We start from the raw sequence: 18,944 nt of genomic DNA on the forward strand, positions 1-18,944 counted from the left end.
CTAAACGTGCACTTTTTCGGTCACGATCTTGCCGTCGAACAAGTTGACGATACGGTGTGCGAAACCCGCATCATATGGTGAGTGCGTTACCATTAAAATGGTGGTCCCTGCTGCATTCAGCTGGCTCAGGAGGTTCATTACTTCTTCCCCGTTTTTGGAGTCGAGGTTACCCGTAGGCTCATCCGCAAGGATTGTTTTTGGTGTGGCCACAACGGCGCGGGCGATGGCCGTACGTTGCTGCTGCCCCCCGGAAAGTTGCTGTGGAAAGTGATTGCGGCGGTGCATCATGTTCATGCGGGTTAATGCTGCTTCTACTTTCTCCTTGCGTTCGGCTGGCGGTGTTTTCAGATAAAGCAATGGAAGCTCAACGTTCTCATAAACAGTCAGTTCGTCGATAAGGTTAAAACTCTGGAATACAAATCCAATGTTACCTTTACGGATTTGTGCGCGCTGCCTTTCCGACATCTTGGCTACTTCCGTGCCGTAGAATTCGTAGGAGCCTTCACTAGGGTTGTCAAGCAGACCGAGAATGTTCAGTAAGGTAGATTTACCACAACCGGATGGTCCCATGATAGCGACAAACTCGCCGTCTTTTACATCCATGTCAATGCCGTTCAGGGCAGTGGTTTCTACTTCCTCGGTAGAAAAGATCTTATGAAGGTTGCTAATTTTGATCATTGGGTTTTCTTTGGCTATCGGCTTTCAGCTGAGGGCTATGGGCCTTTTATGATTGATTAAATTGATTACTAATAGAGTCTGATTCTTAAAATTCCAGCACCTCATTGTCCCCGAAGTTCTCGTATGAGCTTGTGATCACTTTCTCACCTGGCTGCAAACCTTCCAGAACCTCGAAATACTCAGGGTTTTTACGGCCCAATGTGATTTTACGTTTTGAAGCACGCTTGCCGTCCTCACCCACCACATATACCCAGTTTCCGCCAGTTTCGGAGAAGAATCCACCCACCGGAAGCAATGTTGCTTGTGAAGGTTGTCCCAATTGCAAACGAATCGGAGCCGACTGGCCTCTCTTGATCAATTCAGGAGCGCCTTTATCAAATTGCATGTCCACTTCAAATCTTCCGCTCAAAACCTCGGGATAGATTTTGATGATCTTTAGTCCGTAATCTTTTCCGTTGAATTCCATAGAACCCATCAAGCCAGCAAAGATCCTCGAAATGTAATGTTCATCCACGCTAACACGCATTTTGAAACCGTTCAGGTCATCGATTTGTCCAATGTTCTGGCCCTGGTTAATATTCGATCCTACTTCCACATTCATAGAAGAAAGCAAGCCGGAAACGGGTGCCTTAACCGAAAGGTTTTCAAGCGTTTGTCTCCAAAGGTTCACGTTTTTCTGCGTGCTGGCCAATGTTCCTTCCAGCTGCGCGATCTGCATTTTGGAGTTTTCTTCCTGATATTTCTGCGATTCAACTTCAATCTCGCGCTGCTTGGTCAGGCGGTCAAATTCTCTTTTTGTTTTCAGATAATCTGCATCGGGAATCACTTTATCCTTGTAAAGCTTAGCATTCCGCTCATGTGCATCCTTCGCCTGATCGATCTGAAAATCGAGCTCGCTTAATGTCTTTTGCAGGTTAAACCGGGCAATACGCAAGCTCTGGCGTGTATTCTGAAGATCATTTACCAGTCGGCTCGCCTCCGTTTCTGATTGTAGAAAGCTTAGTTTCAGGTTTTGGTTTTCCAATCTTAAAAGTACATCGCCTTGTTTTACCATGTTACCGCCTTCAATAAGTTTCTCGGTAACATATCCGCCTACAATGGCATCCAATTGAATAGTTTTCAATGGCTGCACAACGCCGGTTACCACAATAAATTCGTCGAATTTGCCTTGCTTAACCGTTGAAACTGTCAGTTTATCTTGCTCCACATTGAGCTTGCTGCGTTTATCGGCAAAGAAAAATTGATATACTAAAAAGGCAATCAGCAGCGTGCTGCCGGCGATTATACCAATGCGTTGTGTGTTCCAGAATTTCTTTGGTTTGATTTTATCCATTGTCGAGCCCCCGGTGAAACCGTTGTTACTGGTGCTGGATGAGTTAGGTGTTTTGACTTCCATTATATTGTTGGTGATTGGATTCGCTGTTAAACTTTGATCTATTCTATCCAATCCCTATGCCAAAGGAGCCATAGCCATACAAAACACTAAATATCAATCCCTTAACCTTATTTAAAACCATTTTGAATGTCCGATAACGGACAATTTTGTTCGGGTGCGGACAAGCCATTTTTATGCTAATTAGGGTAAAATACTGACTTTTTAACGGGTTATAAAATTAAATTTCAAAATGCTTCTGCTATCTTTCCAAACAATAGCCAATAAAGGGATTTAGCCCTTAGCAACTCCAAAACCAGCCATGCAACTCTCTGAAGCAAAAATCCTGATCATCGATGACGATGTAGACGTATTAAGTGCGGCCAAACTCCTGTTGAAGCGCCACGCCAAAGCGGTGGACATTGAAAAAAATCCGCAAAAACTACCATTCCTCGTCACCAACGGCGATTATAACCTGATCCTGCTGGACATGAACTTCACCCGCGACGTGAACAGCGGCCGCGAGGGCTTTCATTGGCTGGATCGCATTCTGGACATTAAGCCAGCTTCTAAAGTGATCATGATCACGGCATACGGAGACATTGAAATGGCCATTCGCGCGATCAAGGCCGGTGCCACGGATTTTGTACTGAAGCCCTGGGAAAATGATAAGCTCCTAACCACGATCAGCGGCGCACTTGAAGGAGGCAATGATAAAATACAGGTTGTTGCGGAGGAAAAAAGCAAGGACGACGGCAAAAAAAGCAAGTCAACCGGCGAAGCCATAGTAGCATCAAGTGATTCGATGAAACAAGTGCTGGCCACCGCAGAACGCGTAGCCGCGACAGATGCTAACGTCCTGATTCTGGGCGAGAACGGAACGGGTAAAACACAGCTGGCCAAGCATATACATCAGCATTCAAAGCGTGCCGACAAGCCCTTCGTAGTTGTGGATCTGGGTGCATTGAGTGAGAGTTTGTTCGAAAGCGAGCTTTTCGGTCATGTTAAGGGTGCATTTACGGATGCAAAGGAAGACCGTGCAGGACGATTTGAAGAGGCCAAAGGCGGAACCATTTTTCTGGATGAAATAGGAAACCTTACGCTGGCATTACAAGCGAAGTTGCTGACTGTCATTCAGGAAAGGCGCGTTACACGGGTGGGATCCAACAAACCCATTTCTCTGGACGTAAGGTTGTTATGCGCTACCAATATGAACATTGAAAAAATGGTGACTGAAAAAACGTTCCGCCAGGATTTGCTCTACAGGATTAACACCATTGAACTAGACTTGCCTCCATTGCGCGAGCGTCCGGAGGACATCAGCGCATTGGCCGAATATTATCTTAAACAATACGGCAAAAAATACAACCGCCCGGTTAACGACATCAGCAGTGCATTGATCAAAAAAATGCAGCAGTACAACTGGCCGGGAAACATCCGCGAATTGCAGCACGCGATTGAACGCGCTGTGATCCTTTCGCAGGAAAAAACATTGCAGCCCGACGACCTTTTCCTGAAAAGCTCCGGCGGCACGCCAACTACCGCCACCGGCTTCGACCTGGAAGATATGGAGAAGACTTTGATCGTGAAAGCGATGAAACGTTTTAACGGAAATATTACAGATGCAGCGCGTGAGCTTGGTCTCAGCCGCGCGGCACTTTACCGGAGAATGGAGAAGTACGGGCTTTAATTGGCATGTTTTTTGGGTCATATCGAATAAGGTTTCTCAGGTTAATCTCAATTTATTCATATAATGACCAAATATTTCTTGCTGTTCTCCCTGCTGTTTTGCTATCAGTTGTCTTTTGCGCAAAACAGCAAAATCAACGCCGTTCCGCTTAAAAATGTAAAAACCAAACAAGGTTTCTGGCACACACGCGTGGAAGCTGCACGTGAAGTGACCGTTCCGCATGCTTTGCAACAATGCGAAGAATCGGGCCGGATCGACAATTTTGCAGTGGCTGGCGGGCTCAAAAAGGGAAAATTCGAAGGCGTACGCTTCAATGATTCTGACGTTTTTAAGGTTGTGGAAGGCGCGTCCTATGTGCTGCAAAACCAATATGATCCGAAGCTGGACCATTATCTAGATAGCCTGATCACGCTTTTTACAGCCGCACAGGAGCCGGATGGCTATTTATATACAATCCGGACCATCAATAAAGACAGCACCGGTTCTTACGACTGGATTGCCGGCCCTTACCGCTACGGATTCGAAAACGGCAGTCACGAACTCTACAATGTGGGGCACCTTTATGAAGCGGCCGTTGCCCATTACGAAGCTACAGGCAAGAAAACATTGCTTGACGTTGCGACCAAAAATGCAGATCACCTCGTCAAGACTTTTGGCACCAAACCTGGCCAGCTGTTAGTCGTTCCCGGACACCAGGAGATTGAAATTGCATTGATCAAACTTTACCGGACTACTGGAAAAAAGGAATATCTGGATCTTTCTAAATTCTTCATTGATATGCGTGGTCGCTCGGACAAGCGTGCTTTGTATCTGGACGAGCACAAACTTGGCCCTGCATATTTCCAGGACCAGGTTCCGTTTTTGAGACAAAAAGAAGCGGTCGGTCATGCGGTTCGTGCGCAATACTTATACACAGCCGTTGCGGACATGCTGACGATCGAGGACGAACCTGAACACGCCCATGCTATTCATACAATATGGAACGATGCCACGGAAAAAAAGCAGTATGTCACCGGCGGTGTAGGCGCGCGCGAGGATGGCGAAGCTTTTGACAAACCTTACGTCCTCCCGAATGACAACGCATATGCCGAAACTTGCGCGGCGATTGCCAACATGCTTTGGAACCATAAAATGTATCTGTATACGGGTGAGTCCAAATACATGGATGTTTTCGAGCGTGTACTTTATAATGGTTTTCTGGGTGGCATGTCGGTCAAGGGAGATAAGTTTTTTTATGTAAACCCCATGGCTTCCAATGGTGTCAATGATTTTAACAAGGGCTCTGGCGCTGAAAGACAGGCCTGGTTTGGAACGGCTTGCTGCCCTACCAATGTATCCCGGTTCTTGCCATCAATGCCTGCTTACATTTATGCAACAAAAGGCAACGAGCTGATCGTCAATCTTTTTGCAGATAACGAAGCAACATTAACAGTAAATAATAATGCTGTTAAACTTGCGCAGCAAACCAATTATCCCTGGGACGGGAATGTCAAAATACTGGTCGATCCGGAAAAGGCAGGAAACTTCACGTTGTCGGTGCGGATTCCGGGCTGGGCAACGGGCGAGGCGATTCCCGGTAACTTGTATGCGTATACCAACAAAGATTCCAAGCCCGTAACATTGCGGGTTAATGGCAAAAACATGCCTGCAACGATTGAAAAAGGTTATATAAAGCTGGCTCGTAACTGGAAAAAAGGGGATCAGGTGGAGCTTGCATTGGATATGCCGGTCAGAAAGATCATTTCCAACGAAAATATAATGGCTAATAAAGATAAAATAGCCATCGAGCGCGGACCTGTTTTGTATTGCGCAGAAGGCCATGACAACAACGGAAAGGCACTGGATATACCTATCTCGGAAAGCCAGAACTTCGCTGCGAGTTACCAGCAAAGCTTGCTGGGCGGCATTAATGTTCTGAAAGCCGAAGCCGGTAATGTAACGCTTATTCCTTATTATGCCTGGGCTAACCGCGGCCCGAATGAAATGGTCATCTGGTTCAACAAAGCCCGGTAACTTGCTAGTAACAGCCAGGTAACTAGCCAATATCTGATAAGCTTTTTAAAGTGTAGGAAACCTTTCGAAGTCCGGTTTACTTCGAAAGGTTTTTTTGTACCGTTTCCAGATCCTTTAATGTTCCGTTGACGATAATGTTAACGTCGCTGTTTTTAAAGATGTCGTTTTCTGAGACCAGTTTACTTTTGAAATACAAAACAAATGGTAACTGTTTCCCTTTTGAAACCAGTTGACCGGCTGCTTTGAGAACTTTGCCCATATCAATGGCGAGCGGGATTTCGTAGATCTCGCTGCTCTTCCCTTTCACCTTGGTAACGCCCTTAACGCTCCCTTCGGCCAGGCGATCCTGCTTGCCCAGGTCAACAACGTAAGCAGGATTTTCAAACTGAACGGGAAACGGGTTCTGATTAGAGAATTTCAGTTTTAAGACAATTTCAGATTTACCCAGACTGAATTTTTTCATGTCATAATCTACAATTTCAATTTTGGGAAGCCTGTAAAGCGGCAGCCTTTTGTCCATATCAAGCACAATGCTGTCTTTTCCTAAAATCGGCTTCTTCAAATGAAAATGGCCTTCGAAATGATAATCGGCGCTATCTTCTCCCGCAGCATTTTCCGAATCCCCTTCCTTTTTTAGCTTCGCGATCTTCAACTTGGCAGGAATGGTAACCAATGTGCTGTCGCGCGGGTTAATGGTTAACGGTTTAGCATATTCGTCTTCTACAATGGTCACTCCGTTCATCTGCACAAAATAACTGAAGCGCTCTACGTCCACACCTACGGGCAGGGGATTGTCCACCAAAAGTTTCAGTGATAAATCAATAGTACTGTCCGTAATGTTGCTGATTTGCCCGATTCCCATTTCTACGCGCGGTTTCAATCCCGAAACGGGATTGGCGTTTTCATTTTTATATTTTTTGAAAAGGAACCAGCCTATGGCACCGGCTGCAATGAAGACAAAAACAATAAGTACGATTTTGAGCGATCGAATGGACTGCATAGATAAATGAGGGTTCAAATGGATAATGGGAATGCTCAAAAATCATTCCAAAAAATAACCCGCACGTACGCAATGCCACGAAAACTTCCCCAAAACTGGATTTTACGCAGCTATATGTGTACTTAAATCTTCATAGAAACCTGGCAACCAGCATTGGGCCACGGGCAAAACGCTGGTACGGTTTTTACCAATGGTGGGGGCAAGGACGATAACAAGATCCTTCACAGACAACAATAAACTATTAAAACTACGAATCATGAAAGCGACTAAAAGTAAAACCGTTAACCAGATTACAGGAACAGACAGCGAAAAGCTAAAAGAACTATTTGTAGATGGCCTTAAAGACATTTACTGGGCAGAAAAACACCTTGCAAAAGCATTGACAAAAATGTCTAAAAATGCTACTTCGGAAGAACTGAAAGCAGCTTTTGAACAACATACAACTGAAACAGAAGAACACGCTGCGAGATTGGAAGAAGTTTTCGGTCTGATCGGCGAGAAAGCACAAGCTAAGAAATGTGCGGCCATGGAAGGACTTATCGAAGAAGCAGAAGAAATTATCAGCAGCACCGATAAAGGAACAATGGTTCGCGATTGCGGATTGATCATGGCTGCTCAGAAAGTTGAGCATTATGAAATCGCATCTTACGGAACATTGAGAAACATTGCGAGAACATTAGGCCACAGCGACGTAGCAGATTTACTGCAACAAACGCTTGACCAGGAAGGCGAAACAGACCATAAATTGACAGAGCTAGCTGAAACGTATGTGAATGAAGAAGCCAGCGCTGAATAAGTTAATACACTTCATCATCAGATTAAAGAAAAAGGGTTGGCCATATGGTCAACCCTTTTCAGTTATTGGTAAATCGAAAAATCCTATCAGGAATTTAGGAGCCGAAATCAGGCGCTTATGCCAAATTCAACTTTCCATGATCGCCGCCATCCGGCGTGGTGCCTGTAAGCACGGCTTTTACCATAGAAAAGAAAACCACCATTTTGGATGACGTCGCATCCCAGTAAGCAGCTTCTCCCGTTGTCACTTTTAAAAGCACCAGGTTTGGATCTTCTTTGCCTTCAGGAAACCAGGCTTTTGCCATCGGATTCCATAATTCCTCTTTTTTCGCTTCGTCTTCAACAATTTCAGCCTTTCCGGAAACGCTGATATAGGTGTTATTTTTGGGTTCTGAATAAATCAATGTAACCGGTTCGCCCTGGTTCGAGCCGTCGCCAATGTCTGTGTTTCTATTTGTAAAAAACCAAACGTTACCGTTCTCATCAATCTGTTGCGTAGTCATAGGCCGCGATTCGATTTTCTCGTTGGCGTATGTCGTATACATGCAGAACCGGATGTCCTCGGCCATTGATTTCAATTTTTCTATCGCTTCCTTATTTTGAAGGTCCTTTTCCATAATTGTTTTTGTTTGAATCTCTGATCTTATTTATCAGGGATTGTAAAACAACTATTCCAAGGGCTGGCTAGCTGCGCATTAATTTTTCATATTCCCGCTCTGCCATTTCCTTTTCGCCGAGATTACCGTATGCGGTGATATAGTGAGAGGCAAGTCCTATGCCCCACCCCAGCATTGGAAATATCGGCCATGGCATATGATCATTGCCAAAGTGCGGAAAAGCGGTTACAGCCCACAGCAGCCATAAACCCCCATTCACAACCATATAAGTGCTCAGATGAACTTTGAACGATGCTCTCTTTTTCGCTTTTCTCCAGATAAATTCGTTACGCGGCGTTTCCATATTTGTATCGGTTTAGAATGTAAGGTTTCGTTTCAATGAACTGCTTTTTACATTGATACAACCAAATTACATCACCCCTATCCTTACGAAAAGCGAATACAGATGGAGTTCAGCATTTCCACGACGAAGAAACAGATTAGCCGGATGAACCGACTGGCCCTATTTAGAATTCCAGACGATAGTTCAGCACCGGGATCAGCCCGGTCTGCGTTGTGTTTCTTATTTCCTTGTTGGTAGGGTCGTAAGTTTGCTCATATGCATTCAAACGATTGGTCACATTCTGGATGTCCAACGAGATTGTGGATGCCGTGCGCCTTTTATTCTTTGTATAACTTACCCGAACATCCGAGCGGAAATAATGCGGCAGCTGCTCCGAATATGCCTTTGTCCAGTCGCGCTCCGTTTTTCCTGTTTGTTTCGATTTTTCAAGGTCAACAGGTGTTACGCGGTTTCCGCCCGACGCGAGCAGCTTAATGTTCGCCGCAAATACATTGGTTTTGTTTTTTCCCACTTTCCACTCTTTTCCCGCCAGAACATTCTGAACAAACTGACCATTAAACCTGCTGTCGCGCTCAATGCCGTCCCGACCAGTGTATTTGGCCTGATATAGCGATGTTGTACTCATCAGGTAAATGCCGCCCGTCAGCGATTTTTCAACAGTCAGTTCCACGCCATAACTGCGTCCGGTTCCGTCACTTGTTAGGGAATCATTGGCAAAGCCGCTGATCTCATTGATTTGTGAATTATGCAAAAGATATGGTTGGGTCGCGTTCGGTGAACCGATTGGCACATGGTAATGATGCTGATAATAAGTTTCGGTAAGGATACGCCAGCTGCTGGTCGGGCGGAACTCGTAGCCAGCCACAAAATGCGCCGATTTCATCAGTTTAAGATCCTTATTAGCAGCGGCCGTTTTTCCACTTTCTGCATTCACCTGCGCGAAATAAGTTGAGATCGATTCTGTTTTGCTATGCAGCCCGGCCCCGAAACTAACGGTCGATCGGGATGCCACGGCCCATTTCATCCCTAACCGCGGTTCGAGAGAAAACTGGTTATTAAGTCCCAATAACATGCCGTGAACACCCGCATTGATCGTAACTGTCGGCGATATACGCGATTTAAGCTGACCATATGCCTGATAAAGCTGAGTACTGCCCTTTTGATCCAGAAAAACACGGACAGGACCATTTTCATTATTCCGGTCGAAAAGGTTGAAATCCAAATGATTGATGATGAACCCGCCCCGGAAGGTATTTCTTGCATTCAATTTGTAGTTGAGAAGGGAAGAAATCCTGAGGGTCTGATTAATGAAGCTCTGGTGATACGAGATTTGCTTTCCAAGGTCATCGGAGTCGTCCGTAACCTTGGTACCAGCGTATGAAATGATGCTTTCCACGTAAGCCTTGTTGCTGATATAGCGCAGATAATTGATGCCCAATATGCCTCTGTTTGACGTAAAAACTTCATTTTCCTGCGGCGTACGCTCCTTGGAAGTGCTGATCCCGCCAATTCCCCAAACCGTCACCACAGACCGATCATCCGAAGGAACGTGGATTTTAAAAGCGCCATCCTGGAAGTCCGTGGATGCATCGCCCTGAATGTTCAATCCCAATTTGTCAAGAACGGATAAAGTGGAATAGCGATAATTGGCCAAGTAGGAAGCGCCGCCTTTTGCACCGATCGGTCCTTCCGCAGCAAAGTCGAGGCCCAAAACGCCGGCTTGCAGCGCATACTCGCGCTTTTCATTGTTTCCGTTTCTTAATTTTAAGTCAAAAACCCCGGAAGTAGCATTGCCATATTCCGCCGGAAACGCACCAGTCAGAAAATCAGAATTCCCTAAAACGTTGGCGCTTAATGCACTTATGCCGCCGCCGCTAGATCCTTCCTCTCCGAAATGGTTGGGATTAGGAATTTCAACGCCTTCCATTCTCCACAACATTCCTTTCGGGCTGTTACCGCGTATAATGATCTGGTTACCACCATCATCGTTGGTTGCAACGCCTGCGAAAGACAGTGCCATCCGCGCCGGATCATTCACCGAAGCCGCGAACCTTTTGGTTTGATCCACCGTAAATGATCGTCCGCTAACGCTTACCATATCATTCAGCGGAGCACCGTTCTCCTTCTGCGCCTTCACCACCACTTCATCCAACGATTTAAAAGATTCCGCCAATTTGATCGTCAGCTCTACTTCCTTGCCCGAACCGACAGCGATTTCCTGCAAAAAAGCGTCGTCATAGCCAATGCTTGTGATCTTAATGGAATGCCGTCCGACCGGCACATGCTCGATTCGAAATCCGCCTTCTGCATCCGTCGCGCCGCCCATGATCGGGTTAAGCGTAGTAATGATCACATTAGCACCGATGATGGGCAGAAGCGATTCAGCATCAATGACATGGCCCTTCACAAGTTGTGCAGGCTGCTGGGCATAAGCCAGCGAAAGGACCGCCATCGCGATCAGCGAAAGAATATATTTTTTCATAGCTAATAGTTTTCCTTCCAGACAACCTAGCTATGTCTTACCCTAACTTTTTAAGAATTTATTTTTCAGGAATGTTTTTGCGAACACTATTTTTTCCATGCAATTGTGGCACTATAATTCACAAACTTTTCATCTTTCGTTACCACCGCAAGATTTTCTTCAATTGATTGCGCAATGATGATGCGATCAAAGGGATCATGATGATGATGCGGCAAATTCGCATTCGTTAAAATGTGACTTGCTGTTATAGGGAGCAGTTCGAAACCTGTCTTGTCGATAATTGCAAAAATCTCTTTGAGCCCGGTATGTAATTCCAATCTGCCCAAAGAATTTTTAATGGCGATTTCCCACAAAGTTGCGACGCTGATAAAACAGCTGCTACCAGCGTCTTCTAACAATGCCCTTGTTTTGCGTGGAAGTCTCAAATCATCTGTGATAAACCAAATAACTGCGTGCGTATCTAGCAGTAAATTCATTTGGTAAAGACATTAAATCCCTCGATATCATTATCGAAATCGTCCTTCATAGCGATCAATCCCTTTGCCATTCCAGCCTGCCTTTTTTTATTGGGCTGGGGCGTTACCGCAAAATCTTTTTTCAGATTATTAATAAAACTCGCTACCTGCGCTTTCTGCTGCACAGGCAAATTTGAAAGTTTCGTGTATAGTTTTAAGTCTGTCATCATGATAACTGTCTAAACAAATTTACAATTTAAAGCTCAATATCAGTTAAGTAACCCTACTAATGATCGGTTTATATATTTAGACGTACGCTTTGCCAATTGGTCACATTAAAACAGAAAATATTTTTTTCGCTAATCCAAAACCCGCATTGGTACGGGATCAAAAAAGTGGTTTAAGGGGCCGTTGCCGGTTCCGGTTTTGGCGTCTTTACCGGCTGCGATGGCGGCGGAGATGTATTCTTTTGCAAAAATAATGGCTTCGGGAAGGGAGTTGCCCAGGGCTTTGAAAGTGGCGATGGCGGAGGATAATGTGCAGCCGGTTCCGTGGAGATTAGGACTGGGGATGAACGCGGATTCAAAAACCAACACTTCCTGGCCTTTCTGGGCTAAAACGTCAAATAATTGCTCGGAAATCAGATGTCCGCCTTTAAGTAAGACGGCCCGGCAACCTTTGGCAATCATTTCCGAAGCAGCTTCTTGCATGGATTCCAAGGAATTGATTTCCCGGCCCAACAGCAACTTTGCCTCATCAATGTTAGGCGTAACCAAATCTGCCAGCGGAAATAATTTTTCCCAAAATACATTGATCATCTCAGCGGTGGCGAGCCTGGTCCCGCTGGATGATGCAAAAACCGGATCTAAGACCACGAATCCCGGCTTAAACTGCGCAATAATGTCGGCGATAACCCATGCATTCTCAACCGTCCCGATCATGCCGATCTTGATCGCATCCACCTGAATATCTTCCAGAACGGCGAGCAATTGCTCTTTCAAAAAATCAGCCGGAACTGGAAATACAGACCGCACTTCCACTGTATTCTGGGCCGTAAGCGCGGTAATTGCGGATAAACCGTTCCCTCCCAGTGACCCGATCGTCTTCAAGTCTGCCTGAATTCCTGCGCCGCCGCCGCTGTCTGATCCCGCAATGGTAAGTATGGTTGGATATCGGTTCATGAATGGTCCGCGATTTGTAAATACTTATCGGTGAAAGTAGTAGTTTTGAATAGTTTTAAAAAAACAGACCCACTTAATAATGATTAAAGCTGCCATATTTGACATGGACGGATTGCTGATAGATTCCGAGCCAATCTGGACAGATGCTGCCCGTAAGGTAATGCAAAGAGTAAATTTCACGATTTCCGACGCGCTGAAAAATCAGACAACCGGCCTTTCTATCAAACTTTTTCTTGAATATTGTCACAAAATCCAGCCCTGGAACACACCTTCTTTCGAGGAATTGGAACGGGAGATACTGGAATATGCCCATGAAAATATCCTGGCTCACGCGGTGGCTATGCCAGGCGCAATTGATTTGGTAAAAAACCTGAAAGCGCAGGGTTTGAAACTAGCCGTAGCTTCGGCTTCGCATATGGACCTTATCGAGGGCGTGCTAAAAAGGCTCGAAATTATTGATTACTTTGACACCTGGCATTCTGGCGAGCTCGAAGAATTCACAAAACCTCATCCGGCGGTTTACCTGACAACGGCGGCTAAACTGGGATTACGCCCTGACGAATGCATTGCTTTTGAAGATTCGCATGCAGGTCTCCGATCTGCCCACGCGGCAGGAATGATCACGATTTCGGTGCCCGCGATGGAAGTTTTTGACGATGCCAAGTTTGATATGGCACATTATAAGATCAATTCCCTTGAAAAATATATATTGAGCGAAATGTCCGGCGTGCCGCAAAGCGCGATTGAAAATTAAAACCCAAATCTTCTATCTCATTTATTAATGATCGGATTAAGACATTTCAGCATTGTGATCATGATCCGGATAGTGGTCATTATCCTGAGCGTCATCGCGGTTGCCTGGCTAGCGTCCAAGCACACGAACGAGGTGCTGGTATATGTGCTTGGGACCATTTTCATCTTTGTCCAGGGATCATTATTGTATCAGTATGTTACCAATGTCAACCGCAAGCTGACTTACTTCCTCGAATCGGTCCGCTATTCTGATTTTACGATCAATTTCCGTTCGGACAATAAGATGGGCCGGACATTCAAGGAACTCAACCAGCAGTTCAATGAAGTGCTTCACGCATTCCGGCAGGCGCGGGCTGAAAAAGAGGCTAACCTGCAATATCTGAACACGATTGTGCAACATATCGGGACCGGGCTGATCACCTTTGACAGCAACGGACAGGTTAACCTCATTAATAATGCTGCTTTGCGTATGCTGGGAATTTACCGGCTGCATCAGCTGAGCGAGCTTAAAGACAAGCATCCAAGACTGTATGAACTACTTTCTACACTCGACAGCGGCGTACGCGAGCTTTACCGGACGCCTTCGGACCAGCCGCTTGCCTTGCAGGGTGCTGCGATCCAGCTCCGGGGAATGTGGGTCAGGATCGTGGTTTTACAGAATATCCAAACGGAACTTCAACAGCAGGAAGTAGAATCGTGGCAAAACCTGACGCGCGTTTTAAGGCACGAGATCATGAACTCGATGACACCGATCGTGTCGCTCGTCGGTACAATGCGACTGATTGTAAATGAGGACATTGAGAAGTCAACCAGCGATCAGGAGGCAGTAAATGACTTGAAAGAGGCATTGCATACGCTTGAAAAACGCAGTAAGGGCATGATGCAATTTGTGAATGCTTACCGCGATTTTACCACATTACCAAAGCCGGTGTTTGCTAATCTTAGCGTTGCGGAGTTGTTTCAGGAAGTAATCCAATTATTACAAACGGACCTTACCGGCTCAGGGGTTTTATGGAAGATTTCTGTCAAACCTGAAACGCTTACCGTAAAGGCCGACGCCAGCCAGATCCAGCAAGTGCTGATTAACCTGGTGAAAAACGCCTCCGAAGCATTCTCAACCCAAACAAACAGACTGATCACATTGAGCGCATATCAGTCTGACAGCGTGACCATTATCGATGTTGAAGACAATGGTGACGGCATTGAACCTGAGGCAATTGAGAATATTTTTATCCCTTTTTACACCACCAAAAAAACCGGTTCCGGAATCGGTCTCAGCCTCTCGCGACAGATCTTACAACAGCACAATGGTCAGCTGAATGTTTCCTCGGAAGTAGGAAAAGGAACCGTTTTTACCTTAATTATTTAGGCCAGTTTGCTCTTCCTGTAACCGTAGCTGAAATAGATCACAAGCCCGATCGCCAGCCAGATCACAAAGATCAGCCAGTTTGAAGATCCCAGTTCGGTCATCAGATAAAGGTTTGTCAGAATGCCCGCAACAGGTAAAACCGAGAAGTTATATTTGTAGCCCATTACAGCCAGAATGCACCATGTGATCCAGAAAATGATTGTTAGGAGCTTATGCTCGACGATTTCCATCGCAGACATTGCTTTCCATTCATCAATCACACTTTGTCCGTAAATAGTAATTCCCGCAATGGCCAGGATCAGTGCTAAACCGATCAAATACTTCCCGTTCAGGTAAGGAACGCGGAATTTGGATTGTGCTGAAATGCCCGTATGATCCAAATAAAGAACGCCGCCGCAAACGAGGATGAATGCAAAAAACGTCCCTACGCTGGTCAGATCCACAAAGAAATCCATCTTAAAAAACAATGCAGGAATGCCGACCACAAAGCCCGTAACAATGGTTGCGAACGATGGCGTCTGGTATTTGGGATGGATTTTCGAGAATTTTTTCCAAAGCAAACCGTCGCGGCTCATCGTCATCCAGATACGCGGCTGTCCAAGCTGATAAACCAGCAAAGCGCTCGTAATAGCAATTACGGAGCTCACGGAAATAACGCCGGCCATGAAATCAAGGCCATTTTTCTCGAAAACAAATGCCAGCGGATCGCTCACTTTCAGTTCTGTATAATTGACCATCCCGGTAAGCACCAGCGTGATGAGCACATATAAGACCGTACAGATAATAAGGCAGTAAATCATGGCTTTGGGCATATCGCGCTGCGGATTTTTACATTCCTCGGCGGTTGTTGATATAGAATCAAAACCAATGAATGCGAAGAAAACGGAGGCAACTCCGCCCATAACGCCCTTGATGCCATTGGGTGCGAATGGTGACCAGTTTTCGGGTTTTACATAAAATGCACCGGCTAAAATTACCAGCAGAACAACCCCGATCTTTAAAACCACCATAATGTTGCTGGCAGTCCTGGATTCGCGTATACCAATGTAAACCAGCGCGGTAATGAGCAATGTAACAAGCCCGGCGGGCAGATTGAGCATAATGTGCAGGTCACCAATGACGGGAGATGTTTCGTAGGCGGCAGCCGCAAATCGCTCATAGGTGCTCATTTCCGCTGCTGCGGCGCTGTGTAATTTTGCAAAGGCATCGGAAGCCGTTTCATAGTTGACAGTAAGCCACCCCGGCAGCACTATCCCGAAACCTTTGAGCATCCCCGTAAAGTATTCCGACCAGGAAATGGCGACGACCATATTCGAAACAGCATATTCGAGAATCAATGACCAGCCTATGATCCACGCAAACAATTCCCCGAAGGCAACATAGGCATACGTGTACGCACTACCGGATACCGGCACTGTGCTCGCAAACTGCGCATAGGACAATGCCGTGAAAACACACGCAATGGCCGTAAAGACAAATAACAGTGAGACTGCGGGCCCGCCATTATAACTCGCAACGCCTATCGTACTAAAAATCCCAGCCCCAACAATCGCCGCGATGCCCAGGGAAACCAGGTCCCTTACGCCGAGGATCTTGGCTAGTCCGCCGTTTTCAGCTGAGTCGGCGTCCCTGAGTATTTGGCTAACTGTTTTTTTACGAAAGAGAGAAGAACTTTGTTTCATGCAAGCGCTGATTGGCAATGTCTTGTTGTGTTAATAAGTCGGCTAAAATAATGATATTCTCAACGCATCCTGCCAACGGTTGAAATTTTGTTCAATAAAATGCAGGTTTCCAGTAGAAAATTCGCCGGCATGAAATCAAACGCCAAAACAATGTGTTTGTGACTATAAATTACCTAATTTTCGGACTAGCAACCCCACCACATTCCATGAAAAAAATCGTTACGCTACTTGTACTCATTCTGCTTTGTGCCAGGATGTTGGACGCTCAGGACATTAAAGCTTACACCACAGCGCAGGCGCATTCCCACAATGATTACGAACGGAGAGGCGCATTTTATGATGCGATCGATCAGCAGTTCGGCTCGATTGAAGCGGACTTATTTTTGGTAAATGATACGCTCTTCGTGGCGCATAATCTCAAAGACATTCATCCCAAAAGAACATTAAACACGCTTTACATTCAGCCTATATTGACTAAAATAGAAAAGAATGGCGGCAGCATTTATCCGCAAAAAGACGTTCCCCTTCAATTTCTGATCGATTTGAAAACCGGCGCTACGGAAACGCTGGCTGCACTGGTCAAAGAACTGGAACCGCATAAGCACATTTTAGCGCCTGACGGCAACCTCACAATTGTGGCCAGCGGCAACACGCCCGATCCCGCCAATTTTAACAAATACCCCGATTTCATATTTTTTGATGGCCGTCCTGAGATCACCTACACGCCGGAGCAGCTCAAACGCATTGGCCTGATCAGTCAGGGATTTGCGAAATATTCAAAATGGAACGGAGAAGGCCCATTACCGGAAAAAGACAAGAAAGCGATTCAGAAAGTGATTAAGCAAACGCACGATCTTGGAAAAAAAATGCGGCTGTGGGCAACACCCGACAACATTAATTCATGGAAAATCATGATGACTTTGGGTGTTGATTACCTTAATACTGATAAAGTGAAAGAAATGGGAGATTACCTCAGAACTGCACCGCGCTGACATTTCAAAATAAAATTTAGGCAACTTTACAATATTCAATCGTATTGAATGGCGTTCGGGGAGTTATAGGTTATATTGTATTGTTTTCTAACCTACCAACCTTTCCTGCATGTCATCAGATCAAAACGCTGCGCTTAAAAAAGTTTTAAAACCAATACATCTCTGGGCCATTGCCGTCGGGCTGGTTATTTCGGGTGAATATTTTGGCTGGAACTATGGCTGGGGCGTTTCAGGCACAGTGGGTTTTCTGATCGCAACCCTGGTAGTGACGCTAATGTACGTCACATTCATTTTCAGTTTTACCGAACTGACCACTTCCATCCCGCAAGCTGGCGGGCCTTTTTCATATTCACAAAGGGCTTTTGGATGGCTGGGCGGCCTAGTCGCGGGTTACGCCACCCTCGTGGAATTCCTGGTAACGCCGCCTGCTATTGCGTTCGCGCTGGGAAGTTATACGCATTTCCTTTATCCGTCACTTGAAGTGCTGGACGTTGCTTTTGCGTGTTATGTGATTTTTATTCTGATTAATTTACTTGGAATCAAAGAGTCGGCCATGTTTTCCCTCGTGGTAACATTGCTTGCTGTGGGCGAGCTGCTGATATACATTGGCATCGTAGCGCCCCATTTCTCTTACGAAACCTTTGTTACCGAGCCGATGCCATTCGGGTGGCCGGGCGTTTTTGCTGCGTTGCCGTTTGCCATCTGGTTTTATCTTGCCATTGAAGGCGTAGCGATGGTGGCCGAAGAGGTGGAGGATCCCAAACGGACCATTTCACGCGGCTACATTTATGGGATACTCACATTGGTTGTGCTGGCGCTTTCAGTAATGATATTCACCGGCGGCGTCGCGCACTGGCGGCTGCTCAGCGAGATCGACTATCCGCTTCCCGCTGCGCTAGGTATCGTGCTGGGACGCGACAGTGCGCTTACACAGCTTTTTGCCAGTCTGGGACTATTCGGGCTGATCGCGTCTTTTCACGGGACAATCATCGGTTACTCACGGCAAATCTTTGCATTGGCCAGGGCGGGCTTGTTGCCGTCATTTTTAGGAAATGTCAATGCCAGGTTCCAGACCCCACACTGGGCTTTGATCGCGGGCGGCCTCGCCGGCTGCGTTGCGCTGAAACTCGGAACCACGGACCAGGTGATTATTCTGGCCGCATTGGGAGCCGTTGTGATGTACATTATCAGCATGGCCGCACTTTTTGCACTTCGCCGCAAAGAACCCGGACTTGAACGCCCTTTCACAGTGCCGGCTTACCCCTATTTTCCATTGATCGCACTTGTTCTATCCATCGTGTGCCTTATCGCGATCGTTTATTACAATGTTCTGCTGAGCCTATGGTTTTTTGCGGGATTGATATTAGTGACCATTCTGTATATGGCAACCGGCAGGCATAAGGTGGTCGAAAACGGCATGGCGGGAACCGAACATTTAAAATAAAAATCTTCGTTTAGCATCTACCGGTTACTAAATAGTTTCATCAAAATGGTCGCAACGCTTAACTAATTCGTATATTAA

The 18,944-nt window shown here is 46.0% G+C and carries 17 protein-coding genes; 7 read left to right on the forward strand and 10 right to left on the reverse strand.

The genetic code is table 11. The features are described 5' to 3' along the window. Entirely contained in the window at positions 1 to 678 is a 678-nt protein-coding gene (locus NFI80_RS12990; protein ID WP_026632278.1) for an ABC transporter ATP-binding protein, read from the reverse strand. An 85-nt stretch (positions 679 to 763) separates the two neighbouring features. Then, positions 764 to 2,011: an efflux RND transporter periplasmic adaptor subunit gene (locus tag NFI80_RS12995; protein ID WP_233796328.1), complete on the reverse strand. Its 1,248-nt coding sequence runs from the start codon at positions 2,009 to 2,011 to the stop codon at positions 764 to 766. A 361-nt stretch (positions 2,012 to 2,372) separates the two neighbouring features. Here NFI80_RS12995 and NFI80_RS13000 point away from each other — a divergent pair, with 361 nt between their 5' ends. Then, a complete protein-coding gene (locus NFI80_RS13000) occupies positions 2,373 to 3,740 on the forward strand; it encodes a sigma-54-dependent transcriptional regulator (protein WP_235162803.1) in 1,368 nt (455 codons plus the stop codon). Between the two features lie 63 nt (positions 3,741 to 3,803). Continuing rightward, on the forward strand, positions 3,804 to 5,753 hold the full coding sequence (locus tag NFI80_RS13005; RefSeq protein WP_235162802.1) for a glycoside hydrolase family 127 protein: 1,950 nt from the start codon (positions 3,804 to 3,806) through the stop codon (positions 5,751 to 5,753). Between the two features lie 76 nt (positions 5,754 to 5,829). On the opposite strand, the gene NFI80_RS13010 is transcribed toward NFI80_RS13005, so the two are convergent. Continuing rightward, entirely contained in the window at positions 5,830 to 6,753 is a 924-nt protein-coding gene (locus NFI80_RS13010; protein WP_235162801.1) for an LEA type 2 family protein, read from the reverse strand. A 256-nt stretch (positions 6,754 to 7,009) separates the two neighbouring features. On the opposite strand from NFI80_RS13010, the gene NFI80_RS13015 reads away from it, so the two are divergent. After that, entirely contained in the window at positions 7,010 to 7,549 is a 540-nt protein-coding gene (locus tag NFI80_RS13015) for a YciE/YciF ferroxidase family protein (RefSeq protein ID WP_233795569.1), read from the forward strand. A gap of 115 nt (positions 7,550 to 7,664) precedes the next feature. Here the strand turns inward: NFI80_RS13015 and NFI80_RS13020 are convergent, their stop codons facing one another. The 6 genes from NFI80_RS13020 to thiD all read right to left on the reverse strand — a co-directional run bounded on the left by NFI80_RS13020 (position 7,665) and on the right by thiD (position 12,626). Next, entirely contained in the window at positions 7,665 to 8,165 is a 501-nt protein-coding gene (locus tag NFI80_RS13020) for a pyridoxamine 5'-phosphate oxidase family protein (RefSeq protein WP_235162800.1), read from the reverse strand. A 67-nt stretch (positions 8,166 to 8,232) separates the two neighbouring features. After that, positions 8,233 to 8,508 (reverse strand): 2TM domain-containing protein, encoded by a 276-nt coding sequence (locus tag NFI80_RS13025; RefSeq protein ID WP_233795567.1) that lies wholly within the window; start codon positions 8,506 to 8,508, stop codon positions 8,233 to 8,235. Between the two features lie 163 nt (positions 8,509 to 8,671). Next, positions 8,672 to 10,990: a TonB-dependent receptor gene (locus NFI80_RS13030; RefSeq protein ID WP_235162799.1), complete on the reverse strand. Its 2,319-nt coding sequence runs from the start codon at positions 10,988 to 10,990 to the stop codon at positions 8,672 to 8,674. 86 nt (positions 10,991 to 11,076) lie between these two features. Then, positions 11,077 to 11,466: a type II toxin-antitoxin system VapC family toxin gene (locus NFI80_RS13035; RefSeq protein ID WP_233795565.1), complete on the reverse strand. Its 390-nt coding sequence runs from the start codon at positions 11,464 to 11,466 to the stop codon at positions 11,077 to 11,079. Next, on the reverse strand, positions 11,463 to 11,675 hold the full coding sequence (gene vapB / locus NFI80_RS13040; protein ID WP_235162798.1) for a type II toxin-antitoxin system VapB family antitoxin: 213 nt from the start codon (positions 11,673 to 11,675) through the stop codon (positions 11,463 to 11,465). Before vapB ends, NFI80_RS13035 begins: the two co-directional genes overlap by 4 nt. Before the next feature lie 129 nt (positions 11,676 to 11,804). Next, positions 11,805 to 12,626: a bifunctional hydroxymethylpyrimidine kinase/phosphomethylpyrimidine kinase gene (gene thiD, locus NFI80_RS13045; RefSeq protein ID WP_235162797.1), complete on the reverse strand. Its 822-nt coding sequence runs from the start codon at positions 12,624 to 12,626 to the stop codon at positions 11,805 to 11,807. A gap of 79 nt (positions 12,627 to 12,705) precedes the next feature. Between thiD and hxpB the strand changes: the two genes are divergently transcribed. Continuing rightward, positions 12,706 to 13,380 (forward strand): hexitol phosphatase HxpB, encoded by a 675-nt coding sequence (gene hxpB, locus NFI80_RS13050; RefSeq protein ID WP_235162796.1) that lies wholly within the window; start codon positions 12,706 to 12,708, stop codon positions 13,378 to 13,380. Positions 13,381 to 13,407: 27 nt separating this feature from the next. Further along, positions 13,408 to 14,748 (forward strand): sensor histidine kinase, encoded by a 1,341-nt coding sequence (locus NFI80_RS13055; protein WP_233795561.1) that lies wholly within the window; start codon positions 13,408 to 13,410, stop codon positions 14,746 to 14,748. Here the strand turns inward: NFI80_RS13055 and NFI80_RS13060 are convergent. Further along, complete coding sequence (locus NFI80_RS13060; protein ID WP_235162795.1) at positions 14,745 to 16,430, reverse strand: amino acid permease; 1,686 nt, start codon at positions 16,428 to 16,430, stop codon at positions 14,745 to 14,747. The two genes, NFI80_RS13055 and NFI80_RS13060, sit on opposite strands and share 4 nt — an antisense overlap. Before the next feature lie 206 nt (positions 16,431 to 16,636). Between NFI80_RS13060 and NFI80_RS13065 the strand changes: the two genes are divergently transcribed. Both NFI80_RS13065 and eat read left to right on the forward strand, forming a co-directional pair. Further along, the gene (locus NFI80_RS13065) at positions 16,637 to 17,422 is read left to right on the forward strand and encodes a phosphatidylinositol-specific phospholipase C/glycerophosphodiester phosphodiesterase family protein (protein WP_235162794.1); all 786 of its coding nucleotides are present in this window, start codon (positions 16,637 to 16,639) and stop codon (positions 17,420 to 17,422) included. Between the two features lie 109 nt (positions 17,423 to 17,531). After that, positions 17,532 to 18,866 (forward strand): ethanolamine permease, encoded by a 1,335-nt coding sequence (gene eat, locus NFI80_RS13070; protein WP_235162793.1) that lies wholly within the window; start codon positions 17,532 to 17,534, stop codon positions 18,864 to 18,866. Positions 18,867 to 18,944 lie beyond the last annotated feature (78 nt).

The organism is Dyadobacter chenhuakuii, assembly GCF_023821985.2.
In the GTDB taxonomy this organism is placed as follows: Bacteria; Bacteroidota; Bacteroidia; order Cytophagales; family Spirosomataceae; genus Dyadobacter; species Dyadobacter chenhuakuii.